At 43.5% G+C, this 16908-nt stretch carries 14 protein-coding genes; 8 read left to right on the top strand and 6 right to left on the bottom strand.

Features of this window, described 5'->3' with window-relative positions; translation table 11 throughout:
* Positions 1-150 precede the first annotated feature (150 nt).
* Positions 151-2655: a type I DNA topoisomerase gene (topA, locus tag ABDW02_RS09540; RefSeq protein WP_343634328.1), complete on the bottom strand. Its 2505-nt coding sequence runs from the start codon at positions 2653-2655 to the stop codon at positions 151-153.
* 239 nt (positions 2656-2894) lie between these two features.
* Between topA and miaB the strand changes: the two genes are divergently transcribed.
* The 7 genes from miaB (at position 2895) to groL (ending at position 9871) form a co-directional block, all read left to right on the top strand.
* Entirely contained in the window at positions 2895-4334 is a 1440-nt protein-coding gene (miaB, locus tag ABDW02_RS09545) for a tRNA (N6-isopentenyl adenosine(37)-C2)-methylthiotransferase MiaB (RefSeq protein ID WP_343634329.1), read from the top strand.
* A 7-nt stretch (positions 4335-4341) separates the two neighbouring features.
* Positions 4342-5595, top strand: a complete 1254-nt coding sequence (locus ABDW02_RS09550) for a sigma-54 dependent transcriptional regulator (RefSeq protein ID WP_343634330.1) — start codon at positions 4342-4344, stop codon at positions 5593-5595.
* Positions 5592-6104 (top strand): LPS assembly lipoprotein LptE, encoded by a 513-nt coding sequence (lptE, locus tag ABDW02_RS09555; RefSeq protein WP_343634331.1) that lies wholly within the window; start codon positions 5592-5594, stop codon positions 6102-6104. The genes ABDW02_RS09550 and lptE overlap by 4 nt, the downstream gene beginning before the upstream one ends.
* 158 nt (positions 6105-6262) lie before the next feature.
* A complete protein-coding gene (locus tag ABDW02_RS09560) occupies positions 6263-7342 on the top strand; it encodes a hypothetical protein (protein WP_343634332.1) in 1080 nt (359 codons plus the stop codon).
* A 1-nt stretch (position 7343) separates the two neighbouring features.
* Positions 7344-7670: a preprotein translocase subunit SecG gene (gene secG, locus ABDW02_RS09565; protein ID WP_343634333.1), complete on the top strand. Its 327-nt coding sequence runs from the start codon at positions 7344-7346 to the stop codon at positions 7668-7670.
* Positions 7671-7830: 160 nt separating this feature from the next.
* On the top strand, positions 7831-8109 hold the full coding sequence (locus ABDW02_RS09570) for a co-chaperone GroES (RefSeq protein ID WP_343634334.1): 279 nt from the start codon (positions 7831-7833) through the stop codon (positions 8107-8109).
* A gap of 130 nt (positions 8110-8239) precedes the next feature.
* Positions 8240-9871, top strand: coding sequence for a chaperonin GroEL (groL, locus tag ABDW02_RS09575; protein WP_343634335.1), 1632 nt, complete (start codon positions 8240-8242; stop codon positions 9869-9871).
* A gap of 227 nt (positions 9872-10098) precedes the next feature.
* Here the strand turns inward: groL and ABDW02_RS09580 are convergent, their stop codons facing one another.
* Positions 10099-11532: a hypothetical protein gene (locus ABDW02_RS09580; RefSeq protein ID WP_343634336.1), complete on the bottom strand. Its 1434-nt coding sequence runs from the start codon at positions 11530-11532 to the stop codon at positions 10099-10101.
* Positions 11533-11716: 184 nt separating this feature from the next.
* Here ABDW02_RS09580 and ABDW02_RS09585 point away from each other — a divergent pair, with 184 nt between their 5' ends.
* Positions 11717-12040: a 2Fe-2S iron-sulfur cluster-binding protein gene (locus tag ABDW02_RS09585; RefSeq protein ID WP_343634337.1), complete on the top strand. Its 324-nt coding sequence runs from the start codon at positions 11717-11719 to the stop codon at positions 12038-12040.
* Between the two features lie 72 nt (positions 12041-12112).
* Here ABDW02_RS09585 and ABDW02_RS09590 read toward each other — a convergent pair whose 3' ends face one another.
* From ABDW02_RS09590 to ABDW02_RS09605, 4 genes are all read right to left on the bottom strand, one after another.
* Positions 12113-12934 carry a hypothetical protein gene (locus tag ABDW02_RS09590; protein ID WP_343634338.1) on the bottom strand — a complete coding sequence of 274 codons (822 nt, stop codon included), beginning with the start codon at positions 12932-12934 and terminating at the stop codon, positions 12113-12115.
* Positions 12924-15176: a M48 family metalloprotease gene (locus ABDW02_RS09595; RefSeq protein ID WP_343634339.1), complete on the bottom strand. Its 2253-nt coding sequence runs from the start codon at positions 15174-15176 to the stop codon at positions 12924-12926. Before ABDW02_RS09595 ends, ABDW02_RS09590 begins: the two co-directional genes overlap by 11 nt.
* The gene (nadE, locus tag ABDW02_RS09600; RefSeq protein ID WP_343634340.1) at positions 15173-15949 is read right to left on the bottom strand and encodes an NAD(+) synthase; all 777 of its coding nucleotides are present in this window, start codon (positions 15947-15949) and stop codon (positions 15173-15175) included. The genes ABDW02_RS09595 and nadE overlap by 4 nt, the downstream gene beginning before the upstream one ends.
* 81 nt (positions 15950-16030) lie before the next feature.
* Positions 16031-16897 (bottom strand): outer membrane beta-barrel protein, encoded by an 867-nt coding sequence (locus ABDW02_RS09605; protein WP_343634341.1) that lies wholly within the window; start codon positions 16895-16897, stop codon positions 16031-16033.
* Positions 16898-16908: the final 11 nt, after the last annotated feature.

Genomic DNA, 16908 nt, shown 5'->3' on the forward strand with positions numbered 1-16908 from the left:
AATTGCGTTTCTCAATTAAGAATAAAGAGTCGAAAGTTAATAACTCAGAGAAAGTGAAAAGGAAAAATGTATAAAGGTCAAAAGTGGAAAGAGTTATCAAGGCAAGAAATCAAAACTTCTACCTTTTAACTTTTTACTTTTTACATCCAATCACTTCTTTTTCGGGGCCGCTTTCTTTTTCGCAGGTGCTTTTTTAGCCGGTGCCTTCTTCTCGATCATTTCCTTTACCTTATCCAGCGTTAAAGCCGCAGCATCCACACTACTCGGAAGTTCGATCTTTAATTTGCCTTTCAGGATAACAGATTTTCCCCAACGCGCTTTCTCAACACGGATTCCTTCTTCTTTCCAATCGTGAACCACTTTGTCGATATCCTTCTGGATCTTTTCAGCAACCAGGGTATTGATGTCGTTTTGAGTGAGGTTGTCGAAATCGTATTTTTTGCTGACATTGATAAAGATCCCGTTCCATTTGATAAACGGACCGAAACGGCCAACTCCTTTCTGTACCGGTAAACCTTCGTAAGTTCCGATCGGTGCATCCGCCTGCAATTTGGAGTCGATCAACACGATTGCCTGATCCATGGTAAAATCCATCGGATCATCTCCTTTTGCCAGCGAAATGAATTGGTCTCCGAACTTCACGTAAGGCCCGAAACGGCCCACATTTACTTCTACAGCCTGACCTTTGTATTCTCCCAGGCTTTTCGGCAACTGGAACAGATCCAATGCTTCGTTCAGGGTGATGGTATGGATACTTTGTGTGCTCAGCAAAGAGGCAAAACGCGGTTTGTCTCCGTCTTCTTTTTCGTCACCGATCTGGATCATTGGTCCGAAACGGCCGATGCGTGCAATAACCTTTTTCCCGGATTCCGGGTCGATTCCCAGTTCGCGCTCACCGGTAGCACGATCCGAATGTTCCAGTGTATCTTCTACGTTGTCGTGGAACGGTTTGTAGAATGAATCCAGCATTTTGGTCCATTCCATTTTACCGCGTGCAATCTCATCGAATTGCTCTTCTACTTCCGCAGTAAAGTGATAATCCATGATTCCGCCGAAATGATCAATCAGGAAGTCTGTTACAACCATTCCGATATCTGTCGGGAATAATTTATTCTTTTCCTTACCGGTAATTTCTTTTTTCGTCTGCTTATTGATCGTGGTGCCTTTCAATTCCAACACCTGGTATGCGCGCTCCTCTCCTTCTCTCTCCTGCTTCTCCACGTATCCTCGTTTCTGGATCGTTGAAATGGTAGGCGCATAAGTAGAAGGACGGCCAATTCCCAGTTCTTCCAGTTTTTTCACCAAAGAAGCTTCTACGTAACGTGCAGCTGGTCTGGTAAATCGCTGAGTAGCCCGGATGAAATCGCGATTCAAAAGCTCTCCGACCTGAACAGCCGGCAATAATCCTTCCGTTTCGCTGTCGTTTTCTTCTTCATCCAGGTTTGTTTCCAGATATACTTTCAGGAACCCGTCAAATTTGATAACTTCTCCTTTTGCCTGGAAAACTTCCGGAAGTTTCTGATCTCCGATGGAAATGGTTGTTCGTTCCAGTTCCGCATGGCTCATTTGAGAAGCGATGGCACGTTTCCAGATCAGGTCGTACAAACGCACTTCGTCTCTTTCTCCGTAGCTCAAAGCATGCATGGCAAAGTTCGTCGGGCGGATAGCTTCGTGAGCTTCCTGTGCATTGGAACTTTTGTTGGTGTATTTGGTCGGATGCGAATACTGTGCTCCGTAAGCCGAAAGAATTTCGTTCTTCGCTCCTTGCATAGCCGTTTCCGATAAATTCACGGAGTCGGTACGCATGTAAGTAATGTGTCCTGCTTCGTATAGTTTCTGTGCAACCTGCATGGTCCTTGAAACAGAGAATCCCAATTTCAGGGATGCTTCCTGCTGAAGGGTAGAAGTTGTAAACGGGGAAGCCGGAGTTTTCTTAGCCGGTTTCTGCTGAACGTCCAATACTTTGAAATCAATGTCCGCACACTTCTCCAGGAAAGAGTTCACTTCTGTATCCGTTCCGAAATGCTTTGAAACTTCTGCCTTGATGCGCTCTTTTCCTTTCAGAAACTCGCCCGTAACGCGGAAATAGCTCTCTGCATGGAAGTTCTGGATTTCTTTTTCACGCTCCACGATCAAACGCACTGCAACCGATTGCACACGTCCGGCAGACAAGCTTGGCCGAACTTTTTTCCACAAAACGGGAGAAAGCTCAAAACCTACCAAACGGTCCAGTACACGTCTGGCCTGTTGTGCATCCACTAAAGGTTTGTTGATTTGGCGCGGATTCTCAATGGCTTTTAAGATCGCACCTTTTGTAATCTCGTTGAATGTGATTCGCTTCGTGTCTTTTTTAGCCAATCCGAGCGTCTCATACAAGTGCCAGGAAATCGCTTCTCCTTCGCGGTCCTCATCGGTAGCGAGCCATACCACATCGGATTCTTTCGCTAATTTCTTCAGTTCTGCAACAAGTGCTTTCTTGTCTGAACTAACCTCGTATTCAGGGGCGAAATTATTCTCTACATCGATTGCCAATCCTTTCGAAGCCAAATCACGCACGTGTCCGAAACTTGATTTTACAGTAAAGTCTTTTCCTAAATATCCTTCAATGGTTTTTGCCTTTGCAGGTGACTCAACTATTACTAAATTCTTACTCATGCTAACTAATTTTTGGCCCGAAACGACTCGAAGCGGTCACAAATATAAATGGAATTCAAATCAAAAAACAAGCGATTGCGGTTCGAAAAAAATGTACGCCCTTATTTAAACGATAGTTTACATTTTTTTGAAAACCAAAATTTCAACTTAAAATCACAGGGCTTTTCTAAAAAATTAACATCCATGACATTTTGACATGTCTGTCTTAAAACCTATTTTTGCACTCTTAAAATTCAAGCATGTTAGAGAATCACGGTTTAAATAAAGTTATTGACGAGAGCAGACAAGGAGAAGCTATCATTTTAGAAGGTGGAACCGGCTCCAAAAAACTTTATGTGGAAAGTTACGGTTGTCAAATGAATTTCAGCGACAGTGAAGTTGTTGCTTCGATCATGACAAAAGAAGGATACACAACCACTCGAAACATTGATGAGGCAGATGTAGTCCTTATTAATACATGCTCCATCCGGGAGAATGCTGAAACACGCGTTCGCAACCGTTTGACCGAATTTAAAAAGCGCAAAGCAGACCAGCCGAACCTGGTGGTCGGGATCTTAGGATGTATGGCCGAGCGTTTGAAACAATCTTTGCTGGAAGAAGAACAATTAGTGGACCTGGTTGCAGGACCGGATGCTTACCGTGACTTACCGAACCTGATCGATGAAGTAGGAACCGGACAGCGCGCGGTGAACGTTTTGCTTTCCCGTGAAGAAACTTACGCGGATATTTCTCCTGTGAGAATGGACCAGGGAGGTGTTAGTGCGTTCGTAACCATTACACGCGGTTGCGACAACATGTGCTCTTTCTGTGTGGTACCGTTTACACGCGGACGGGAGCGTTCGAGAGATCCGCAAACAATCGTACAGGAATGCAAGGATTTATTCGCCAACGGTTACCGGGAAGTAACTTTATTAGGTCAGAACGTAGACAGTTACCGCTGGAATATGAGCAGCAAAGGAGTGATCAAGGATGAATCCATCCCGACGACCAACTTTGCGCAATTGATGGAAATGGTGGCATTGATCCACCCGGACCTACGCATCCGTTTCTCTACTTCCCATCCGAAAGACATGACGGATGATGTGTTGGAGATCATGGCGAAATACGAGAATATTTGTCCGTACATCCATTTACCGGTTCAATCCGGGAACTCTAATGTACTGGAGCGTATGAACCGCGGATATTCCCGTGAGTGGTACCTGGACCGTATCGCTGCTATCAAACGCATTATTCCGGATTGTGCCATTTCAACAGATATTATTACCGGTTTCTGCGGAGAAACTGACGAAGAACACAACGAAACGGTTTCTTTGATGAAAGAAGTTGCTTACGACTTTGCTTACATGTTCAAGTACTCCGAAAGACCAAAAACATTGGCTGAACGTAAATTCGCAGACGATGTTCCGGATGAAGTAAAAGGAAAACGCCTGGAAGAGATCATCGCTTTGCAGTTGGAAAGTTCAGCTGCTTCCCATAAAAAACAGGTTGGTAAAATCGCCAAAGTATTGGTAGAAGGACCTTCCAAGCGTTCGGAAGAACATTTCTGCGGAAGAGACGGAAGAAACTCCATGGTAGTGTTCCCGAAAGGAAATGCCAAAAAAGGCGAATACGTACTGGTTAAAATTACCGACTGCACTTCTGCAACATTGATCGGGGAATTGGTGAACCACGCTAACTAAGAAACAGATGAGCAGCTTATCACTTCAACAAATCAAGCAGCGATTCGGGATCATCGGAAATGCTCCGCAACTGAATCGCGCCTTAGAAGTTGCTATGCAAGTGGCTCCTACAGATATTTCGGTTTTGGTGACCGGAGAAAGCGGAACAGGTAAAGAGATCATTCCGCAGGTTATTCATCAGCTGAGCGCCCGTAAACATAACGAATACATTGCTGTAAACTGCGGTGCGATCCCGGAAGGAACGATCGATTCCGAATTATTCGGGCACGAAAAGGGATCTTTTACCGGCGCAACCGGAAGCCGCCAGGGTTATTTTGAAGTAGCAGACGGCGGAACAATTTTCCTGGATGAAGTAGCCGAATTACCGATGCAGACACAGGTTCGCTTGCTTCGCGTACTGGAAACCGGCGAGTTCATTCGCGTAGGTTCTTCAAAAGTGATTAAAACGAATGTGCGCGTAGTTGCGGCTACGAATGAAAACATGCAGCGCGCAATCCAATCCGGGAAGTTCCGGGAAGATTTACTTTACAGGCTAAGCACCGTTCCGATCCCACTTCCGCCATTGCGCCAGCGACAAGAAGATATTTATTTGCTTTTCCGCAAATTTGCCAGTGATTTTGCTGAAAAGTATCGCATGCCGGCTGTGAAACTCACTGCGGACGCCGTTGAAATACTGAATGCTTACCATTGGCCGGGAAATATCCGCCAGTTGAAAAACCTGGTGGAACAAATTTCGGTGATCGAGCAGGAACGCGATATTGACGGTCCGCGTTTACAATCCTATTTACCGCAGGCAGAAGAGTTTTTCCCTGCTGTAGTCGGTGCACAGGAAACTAAAATCGACGAACGCGAACTGATGTACAAGTTCCTCTTCGATATGAAGAACGACCTGAACGAATTGAAAAAACTGGTAGTCGAATTGTTGAATAACCAGGGTGATTTCAGTTTGTCGAACGACCAGGCAGCAGTTGTCAATCGTTTGTACCACGATTTGAACCATCACGGGGAACAGCGCATTTTACCGCCTGCTCCTATCAAAACAGAAACTGTAAAACCGGTTGTTTTCGACGATCCGGATACGGAAGACTACGAAATCCACGAAGAAGTACAGGAATCCCTGTCACTGGAGGACCGTGAAAAGGAACTGATCCAAAAAGCGCTGGACAAACACCGCGGAAGAAGAAAGTATGCGGCGGAAGAATTGGGAATTTCGGAACGAACTTTGTATCGCAAGATCAAAGAATACGATATCCAGGGATGAAACAACTAAGCCTTATACTCCTTTTAATGATCGGTCTGACCAGCTGCTGGCCGAAAGCCTTTATGAATCCGATTGATAATTCAATGCCCGAAGAGTGGAAAAAATTCTACATTACTCCTTTGGAATTGAATGCGGCAACCGCTCCGTCCAATTACCCGGCAAATTTGTCGGAAGCCATGCGAAGCGGAATTCAAAACAATACCCGTTTGAAATTAGCTTCCACCCTGGAAGATGCCCAAATTAAAATCAGCGGTATTATTTCCGGGTACAACACCTCGCCTATTGCGATCCAGCAGGGAGACCTGGCAGCTAAAAACCGTTTAACGGTTTCAGTTAATTTCACTATACTTACACCAACCAAAGGGTTGGAAAAAATGGAGTTTACAAGTTCCCGTTTCGCCGATTACGAATCCAGTGAGCAATTGGTCGACGTTGAAACACGTTTATTGGAATCCATCAACCAGCAGGTCGTACAAGATGTTGTGAACAAACTGTTATCCAATTGGTAATGCTGAATACAGAACAAATAGCCGAATTCATCCTGCGCCCGGAGCTCATGCGATCCGAAGACGTAGACGTGTTGCGTGAACTATCTGAAAAACATCCGTATTCGTCTGTTTATTCTTTATTGTACCTGCAGGGAGTTTCGCGTTTCCAGTCCGTTCATTTGGATGAGATCCTTCCGAAACAAGCCTATAAATTATCCGATCGCGCCCGGTTGTTCCATTTACTGCATGCGGCCTTTGAAGGAGAAGCTTTGATACAGAATGAGAATCAGAGCGAGAACGAGGATACTTCCCTCCACACTCACACTCAAACTCACACTGTTGAGAATGAGAAACAGAATGAGAATGAGGATACTTCTCTCCACACTCACACTCAAACTCACACTGTTGAAAATGATGAAGTAATCGGGGAACCTGTCGAGGAAACAACTCCTGTTTCAGAGCTTGCGCCGGAAACTGAGACTACTGAATTCGAAGAGCAAATTCCGGAACCGATCAACGAACCGGAAGAAAATCCGGAGTCAGATTTAGAGTCACCAAGGGTCGAAAAAGACATCTTTGATTTTGAAACCGTTGCAGCTACCTTGTCACAGGATTATCTGGGTCAGAATGAAAGCGAGAACGAGAATAAGGAGAACTCCCTTCACACTCACACTCAAACTCACACTACGGAGAATGGGAAACAGAATGAGAACGAAAATGAATCCGCAATAAGTTTACAAGAGGAAGTTATAGAAGAACCTTATATAGAACCGCATATACAGAGCGAGAATCAGAATGAGAATGAGGAGCATTCCCTTCACACTCACGCTCAAACTCACACGGAAGAAAAGCGTTCGTTTACAAGCTGGTTAAAGGCGGGCGATCATTCGGAAGCAGAGAAAATACCGCTCTCGAAGATTGAACTTTCACCTGGCAAAGAAGAAAAACTTCCGGAAAAAACAGAACAACCAAAAACAGAGGCAAAAAGCTCTCAGCAGGAAATCATCGATAAGTTCATAGAAACCAATCCGACCATGCCCAAACCGAAAGCTGAATTTTATTCTCCTTCGAAAAAAGCAAAAGAAAGTCTGGACGATGAGCGCATCCCGGTTTCCGAGACTTTAGCCAAAATATATGCCGCACAAGGGAATTTTCCAAAAGCAATTCATGTTTATCATCAATTAAGTTTGGCATTTCCAGAAAAAAAGAGTTTATTTGCACTCCAAATTGAAGAATTAAAGAAAAAAATTACCTCATAAAATGATAGCATTAATTTCAATTTTACTAGTATTAGCAAGTGTTTTATTAATCGTAGTGGTGTTTGTTCAGAACCCTAAAGGAGGAGGTTTATCTTCTGATTTCGGTGCTGCTCAGCAATTGGGTGGTGTACAACGCACAAATGATTTTATCGAAAAAGCAACTTGGACACTTGCAGCTGTAATCTTAGTAGCAAGTATTGGTTTGACAAGTTTGATGAAACCTGCGAAAGTAAAACAACCGGAGAAAAAAGAGCAAACCGGAGGACAACAAGGTGGTCCGGCTGGAGGTCAGCAAGGTGGAGCTCAAGGCGGTCAGCAGCAGCAATAATCAATCGATTATAAACGATATTGAAATGTCAGTATGTCACACATACTGACATTTTTTATTTTATGTACCTTCATAAAATGAAAAATTGACACCATTCGAAGGAATGGCACAATCTTCGTCAAAAAAAATCCGTCAAATTTTATCTAAAACGAATAACAATATGTCAACAACATTCAAACCTTTAGCAGACAGAGTGCTAATTGAGCCTGCAGCGGCAGAGCAAGTAACAGCAAGTGGTATTATTATTCCCGACACAGCAAAAGAGAAACCATTAAAAGGAACAGTTATCGCAGTTGGACCTGGTAAAAAAGACGAACCGATGGAAGTGAAAGTAGACAACATCGTTATTTACGGTCAGTACTCGGGTACAGAGATCAAAATTGACGGGAAAGATTACCTGATCATGAAACAGGGCGATATCTACGGGATCATTGGATAGAACAAGTTCAAAAAGTTTTAACGTTCAAAGAGTTCAAAAAATTGATACGTTGGAATACCTTTAAAGTATTAGACATTGAACTATTGAAACGCTCAATAAAAATTATTTAAAAATCATTCAGACATAAAAAATGGCAAAGCAAATTTATTTTGATGTTGAAGCTCGTGAGAAGCTTAAAAAAGGAGTCGATTCATTGGCAAATGCAGTGAAAGTAACTCTTGGACCAAAAGGAAGAAACGTTGTAATCGGAAAGAAATTCGGTGCACCGCAAGTAACCAAAGATGGTGTTTCTGTTGCTAAAGAGATCGAACTGGCTGATCCTATCGAAAACATGGGAGCTCAGATGGTAAAAGAAGTAGCTTCAAAAACAGCAGATATCGCGGGTGACGGAACAACTACTGCAACAGTTTTGGCTCAGGCTATCATCACAGCAGGATTGAAAAACGTAGCTGCAGGTGCGAACCCTATGGACTTGAAACGCGGAATCGACAAAGCAGTTCTTTCTGTTGTTTCGGATTTGAAAAAAATCTCCAGAGAAGTTGGTTCTGACAACGATAAAATCAAACAAATTGCTACAATCTCTGCAAACAATGACGAAACGATCGGTTCATTGATCGCTGAAGCGATGAAAGTGGTTGGTAACGACGGTGTAATTACGGTAGAAGAAGCAAAAGGAACCGAAACTGACGTAAAAACAGTAGAAGGAATGCAATTCGACCGTGGTTATTTGTCTCCGTACTTCGTTACGAATACCGATAAAATGATCGCTGAAATGGAACATCCTTTGATCCTGATCTACGACAAAAAGATCAGCAACATGAAGGAATTGCTTCCTATTTTGGAACCGGTTGTTCAAAACGGGAAATCATTGATCATCATCGCTGAAGATGTAGACGGTGAAGCATTGACCACATTGGTTGTTAACCGTTTGCGCGGATCTTTGAAAATCGCTGCTGTGAAAGCTCCGGGATTCGGTGACCGCAGAAAAGCAATGCTGGAAGATATCGCTATCCTTACAGGCGGACAAGTGATCACAGAAGAGCGCGGTTTGACATTGGAAAACGCAACTTTAGATATGTTGGGAACTGCTGAAAAAGTAGAGATCGACAAAGACAATACGACCATCATCAACGGAGCGGGTGAGAAAGATGCTATCCAGGCCCGTATCGGTCAGATCAAAGCACAAATGGAATCCACTACTTCCGATTACGATCGTGAGAAATTACAGGAACGTTTGGCGAAACTGGCAGGTGGTGTTGCTGTTCTTTACATCGGAGCTCCTACAGAAGTGGAGATGAAAGAGAAAAAAGACCGCGTAGATGATGCTTTGGCTGCAACAAGAGCTGCAGTGGAAGAAGGAATCGTACCTGGTGGAGGTGTGGCTTTGATCCGCGCAATGGATGCTTTGGATGCATTGACAGGAACAAATGACGACGAAACAACAGGTATCGCAATCGTGAAACGCGCTATTGAAGAACCTTTACGCCAAATCATCGCGAACGCAGGTGGTGAAGGTGCAGTGGTTGTTCAGAAAGTACGTGAAGGACAGGCTGATTTCGGATACAATGCCCGCACAGACCAATACCAAAACTTGTACGAAGCAGGTGTAATCGATCCGACTAAAGTAACGCGTATCGCTATTGAGAACGCTGCTTCTATCGCTTCTATGTTATTGACTACAGAATGTGTCATTGCAGACGAACCGGAAGTGGAAGCTCCGCACTCACACGGAATGCCAGGCGGAATGCCGGGAATGATGTAACCTCGACTTCGCTCGGTTACCTTTTAAAATAAAATAATATGTAGGGACGCGATGCATCGCGTCCCTACTTGTTTCATACAAAACCATTACATTTGTTGCAATTACAGTTCTCTCCGCCACGGCGGAGAGGGCTTTCCGATCCTCCTTCCCCCGACATTACAGCCGGGGATAGACAGGAACGACTATATATAAGGTACGTAGTAGATCTTGCGATCACTACGTACCGCTTATAAATTGATTTTCCCGGTTTTCAGGAATAATTGCCTGATTCTCGCAACTCCGGTTTCCGTTGTATGATCCAGGCTTTCCAAATGTAGCACCAGAACGGAATTTCCCGCTTTTCTCAGCTTCAGAATGCGTGTATGCGGCGTACCCGGAGAAATTGCTTCCGGTAAATCGCTTAAAAGGTGGATATCTTCTGCCGAAAGTTCTTTCAGGCAGGGAAGGCAAAGCATTTCAGCATTCGACAACACAAAATGCTTGTTCAGGTCCCATTTCAGCAACTCGTTCCCGAACACTTTCAGCTGCGAATTTTGATCCAGCATATAAATTGCCGGAGAACCCGGAATTGCCGAACAAAACCATTCTTTTCCGTTTAAATCTTTATAAACACGCAAATTGGGTGTTTGGAACTTTTCCAGTCTGAATTCTTTGGAGGGAAAATGGATCACCGTTTCCTGGACATCATAATCGGTGTCGATTTGAAAGCTACGCGTGTGAAAGGTGTAATAATCCTCCCGGTGTTCAGTCCAGCTTAGCAGCCAGCCGTCATTTCCGAAATTCAAACTCACGGACGCCGCATTTTTATTCGACTCAATGATCGTTGAATAGACCTTCTTCTGGGAATAATCATTCAGGTTAACTGTCCAGATATCTATTCCGGATTTACAATAATCAACTCCTTTGTAATCACTCAACGAAAGCGGCGGAGCATCCCTGTCTTTAAACGAAGTCTTGCTGATACTGAAAAGCAATTCCTGTTTTGCGTTCGTCCCGATACATTTAAAATCGAAGAAATCCAGGACCTCCTTTTTTTTCCCGTAAGCCGGATTAAACACATCGATCAGCAGGTACTCGTAAGAAACCGAATAATCTTCCAGGTTTACAATACTTAATCTCATATAGGTGTTAATTCCTTTCGGCTTGAATTTCCCCGGATGTGTATTGACGGAAATCGCAAAATAGGTTTGGTACAGGATTATTTTCCCTTTAACTGAAGTAATAATTCCAGCATCCACGTGGTTCGAATTATTGGAATACTGATCCCAAACGCTTTTCACTACGTGTTCTTGTTTTTCCAGCGGAATGGCTCTGTATTCGTTTTTCCGGTCCGGGAACATGCGCTCCACGTGAATGATATTGTCTGCAAGTGTATACCGCACATTGTTTACCAGGTCGAATGCGCTGCAGCCACTTGACCGCTGTTCCAAGGGAACTTCCTGCTCAATGATTTCCTGTGTCAGCAAGTTTTGTACTACTCCCTGCTTATCGAACTTAAAACGATAATTCCCTTTGGTCAGCTGGAAAGATCCGTCCTCAAAAATATACCCGCCCGTTTCGTAAGGATTGATGTCGCGGAAAAGCTGGGTCTGCTCTACCCAATTATCGGATTGTGCGTGCAGCATCGAACAAAAAACCAGGAAGAAAAAGGAGAGTCGCATGAATGGGAATTTAGTTTATCAAATATACTGTTTCGAAATCATCATTAAAAGAGTTAACGAGCGTCTTGCAGCAGAAGTTTGTTTGCTTCCGCAATTTCTTCCTGGAAATCTTCATCCGATCATTTTGAGAATTCCGAATGCTTTCCATCGTGAAATTAGTTAGTACCTTTGCAAAAAAATTGCCATGGCAGATATCAAAGTAACGATTATTGACCGCGAGGGAGTTGAACATGTGTTGGAAGCTCCTACAGACATGAACATGAACATCATGGAACTTTGTAAAGCTTACGAACTTCCCGTGAAAGGCGAATGCGGTGGAATGGCGATGTGTGCGACTTGTCAATGTTACCTGGAATCCGATACTGCACTGGAAGAACAAAGCGATGCCGAACTGGACATGCTGGACCAGGCGTTTTACGTGAAACCGAACAGCCGTTTGGGATGCCAGATTCCTATTTCGGAAGAAATCGACGGGATTGTATTGCGGTTAGCGCCGGAGACAGAATAATCTTTGATAATTCCTAATTATGAATGCCGAATTACGAATTAAAATTGGGCATTCGGAATTTGGAATTCATAATTAAATGGTAATTGTCAACCCGGTTCCGAAACTGAAAATTCCCAGCTGTCTTCTAAGATTTACTTTCGACCACACTTCCCTTCCGGAGAACCAGTATTCCGATTCATCCATGCGGCGGAATTTCTTTTTATTGAATTGAAAAGCATATTGATAGCGGAAACCAATGTGGAACAAAACGCGCTTGCTGATCGGGTAGTTCATCCGGAAGCCGTACATAAAAACGAGCCCGCGGAATTCTTCCGCCCGGGAATCCAGTAATTTTTCCTTGACCTGATCAGTCTGATCCGGTTGTTGTGCATTGAGTAATTGAATGTCCGGATTCCTGTCCGGCAATTGGATCAACGAATACCCGATCCCGATTTCACTGGCGAAACCACAGGGAATGCGGCTGTCATTCAGCGCCACCAATACTTTCGGCATAAACACCGTTTCGCGGATGGGAAGATAAGCTACTTTCGCCGGCAAATATTCCGTAATCATATTTCCGCTGGAATCTTTGTAGTTCCGGGTAATCTCATCGATTGACTGCAGGTTCACCCGGTAAAAACGCTGAGAGAACTCAATCCCGAAACCAACCGGTTCGGTAATGGCCACATTCAAACTGGCCCGGTATCCAACGTCAAGCAGGTTGTAAGAACTGTTCAAGGTTCCGTTTTTGGAAACATATCCCTTTCGTTCTCCGAAAATGTTTTGAAGTAATGGAATTTGTCCCTGGCCATCCAGTTCCAGGAAGATCCGGCGGCCATAATAACCCACTTCCTGTGCTCTCGAAAGGAACGCACACAGCAACAAACAACAAAGAAGCGCTTTTTTAATACTCATTCTTTGCCTGTTTTAATTGGTGAAACATGCCGTTCAGGCGCGAACCGATACTGTGTTTGGAAGCCGGCTCATTGACATAATACGATCTGTCGAGTACCAATTCCCCGGTTTTCAGGTCCAGTACATAGAATTGCCAGTCGGAATAATGCCCGGAAAGAATGGCTATCGGGAAGTAAACCAGGCCCACCGGAAGCAATACCGTAAACAATGCCACATTACCGAAATTCAGGTCCGGAGCATAGGTGTGCTGGTATTCCATAAACACTAATTTCCCGGTTTTAAACGTCGAATTGATCCGGTTGAGGTCCGGAACATCCAATACGAAATAATCATTCTCGTGATCATTGATTGCCCGTGTCAAACTGCGCTGAATCAGGGAATAATTGTTCCAGTCGTCTGCACTCAGGCTTTCCAGTTGATTCAAGCTCAGACTTTTTACGTGAATATTCAGATCTTCCGCATTGGCAGCGATTTCCCGGGAAACCAATTCTCTTGTTCGAAATGTTTTAAAAACATCTATTTCAGACCTCGTTGTTTCAAAAATAGCCGGCTGGAAGATCAGCATGGAATCCATTTTCAAATGGGCTTCATTGTCGTATTTGAAATATTCCACGTCTTCCTGTTCGGCATCGGTCATGAGGTTGAAATCGTCTTTGTCCTTATCCAGCATGCCTTTTTTGAGAAGCGTTTGTTTGAACTTTTTCAGGAAACTGCTGTCGCGAATGATATCTGAAATTCCATACATGTAAAATTTCGTGGAATCAATTCCGAAATCTTCCGTCACCCCTTTCGACTGGTTTTCAATCACTGTATACTTATCCCATTCTACCGTATGCAATTTCGATTTGGACGAAGTATCCTGCTTCAGGTTCTTCAGGTAAGTCAGGGTTTCCTTAAAATTTCTAGACGAAAACTTTTCAGGTTCAAAATCATCGCTTTTTACCAATAACTGGATCGCTGTTTCGTAGCACTTTTTGGCAACTGCATTGGTAGTATCCGAATGATAAACATCGTAAATCACCCGCAATCCCATAGCCAGTTTTCCCGTTTTCGGAAGTACCGTAATGAATTGGTTCAGGATCGATATTTGCCCTTCATAATAACGCTGCTTTTTACGGTTTAACGTAGAAAATACGGAATAAGAGAAGGTTTCCTTTTTAACGGTCAGTTTCATGATATCGAGCCAGGCCTGCGACTTATAATTTTTCAGGAAAGTAGATTCCGGGTATTTCTTTTCTAAAATGTAAATGGCATAAAGTGCTTCGACCGGTTCATCCGCGTACACTTTATTAAGCACATACTCAAACCGGGCCACATCGCGGATATGGAAAAACTGCAGACTGTCTTTGTACAGCATTCCGGTTTCCCATTCTTTGAACTTCCCGATCTGATCCGTAACCTGTTCTTTCCGTTTTGCCAGGTTCGGGTGCGACATCAGGTAATCGTTGTACTTAAACTTAGCCGAGATCTCATTCCGTTTAAAATCGAAATAGATCTCCGGAACATACATTTCAGTTGTATTGAAATACGTTCTATCCAGTTTCAGTTCTTCAAACGGCAAGTAAGAATACAGTAAAACGTCAAATGTTTTGTTGATTTCTCCCGGTTTATAACCGGCATCGTGAACCATTTTAACCGCTTTGCGGTCAGCTTCCAGTTCATTTTCCCTGGAATAATTGCTTAAAAAGCGGGCTCTTTCGTTGTAAGAATAGAATTTCTCTTTGGTCGCGTATTCGAACAGATCGAGTACGTGATGTTCCTGGTAATGGATAATCTCATGCGATAAAACGAAAGCCAGTTGGGCCTCCGAAGTCAATTGAGCAATGAGCCCGGTGGTTACAAATACAATTCCCTGGCGGGTCGAAAAAGCGTTTGCCTCGGTAGAATTGTAGACGTAAAAACGCAGTTTTCCCCGCAGGTCTGTTTCACCCGCAATTAAGCGGTCACCCAATTCCTGGAGGTAGTTGCTGATTGTATCGCCGAAAGTCACATTTCCGGAATGCAGAATCTCATCAATGGAATAGTTGATTTGCTCTACAAAAAACTCTCTTTTTTGACCGTTTAATGATTTGAGGTCTTCCCGGTTATCCTGCCTGATCTTGGTGAGCGTGGAAGTGGAAAAGTCTTTGGGAACGCGTCCTTTGCTGCGAAGCGGTTGGTAATGATCAAAATCGGCTTGTCCTGCTGATTGGAAAAACACCATCAATGCACACAAAAGCAGATTTGTTCCCTTCCCCGTCATTTGATGTTTTTGGGAAGGATGCAAACCGGAATAGGATCCATTTTGTGCTTATTAGCCTTGTTCAGCCTGCGATAAATTGCCAGGACTTCTTTTTGACGCGGATCCAGGGATTCTTCATTTCCGTGGAAATCCATTGCCCATTCCAGTTCGGGGTAAGTAGCTCCCATCTGATCTTCATCCGAGCGGCCGTCTTCCCACAAACCATCGGTTGGTTTTGCCGTCAGGATAGAGTCAACAATGTTCAAAGCTCCTGCTAATTCAAAAACTTCTGTCTTGGTCAAATCAGCGATCGGGCTCAAATCAACACCACCGTCTCCGTATTTGGTATAGAAACCTACTCCGAAATCTTCGATTTTATTCCCGGTTCCTGCTACTAGCAACCCATGAGTTTGTCCCAATGCATAAAGCGTGGTCATTCGCAGTCTTGCCCTGGAATTTGCCATTGCCAGGTGATTTTCTACCGTACTTGCCGGGAAAGTCTTCTCCAATTGATGGAAAGTATCCGTTAAATCGATGGTTTGGGCTTCCACATGCGGGAAATTCGTTTGAAGCCAGTCAATGTGCTCTGCCGCTCTTGCGAATTCTGCTTTCGTCTGGCGGATAGGCATGTTTAAAACAAGGACGTTCATTCCGGTCTTGGCACAGAGCGTTGAAGTAACCGCACTGTCTACTCCACCTGATATTCCGATAACAAATCCATTCATTCCCGCGTTCAAAGCGTATTGCTTCAACCAATCGGATATATAATCGATTACTTCTAGTTCTTTTTCCATAAATCTTGTTAGTAAAAATAAAAAAAAATCCCGTCTTGGCTGAGCCGTGACGGGATTTCTATTAAACTAATTCCGTATTGGTTAGAACAAAATACCGATTTTCAAACAAAACTGTGTTTGTGTCGTCTTCAAACCGAAATAATCATTTCCTCCACCTGCACGGTTAAATAAGGTTCTGTTTTTTCCTCCTCCTTCGATATTGATCGGTGTTAATCCGTAATAGAAACCTAATTCAGCAAACAACATGGTGTTTCCTGTAAAATTCCACTGCGCTCCACCTGCCAAACCAAGCGAACAACGAATAAAGCTTACGTCATTCCCGTATGGAGTTTTCATTCCTTCCATTTCTGTACTTGATTTAGGATAAGAAGACGGATTCGCAATAATATCATCGATGTCTGAACCATTAACAGTACTTTCAAACATATTTCCAACGTCATTTTTAGTAGATTTCACCAGGAAACTCGTTCTTGCACCGAACTTTCCATAATAGCGGAAATCCCCCAACGCGTTTGTGCGGAATGTCAGCATCGTAGGAATCGTTGCATAAATATTTTTGTACTTTCTTCCTGTCAACTCAAATACTTTGTATTTATCAATATTCTCATAGTTATCTCCCAGGTCTTCTTCCTGAATAATCTTACTGTCGCTATACAAGTAATAATTGGTTCCGTTCAGGGTATTCATTGAAACTTTATAAGATTCGAAATCGAATTCCAATCCGGTAGCAAACCCAATGTTCTCATTGAAGTTTACATTGATATTTAAACCAAAAGCATTCTGAACTCCAACACCGTCTTTATCAATTCGTTTGGTTCCAGGCTTCGTGAAATTTAAACCCAACTGGTAAGCAATTCCCATGTTCACTTTCTTTCCGGAATCTTCAGCTTGTCCAAAAACGGCAGCGGAAAAAGTTACTGCCAAACATGTTACTATTAGTCTTTTCATAAGTTATCTTA

Source organism: Fluviicola sp. (assembly GCF_039596395.1).
Classification (GTDB): domain Bacteria; phylum Bacteroidota; class Bacteroidia; order Flavobacteriales_D; family Crocinitomicaceae; genus Fluviicola.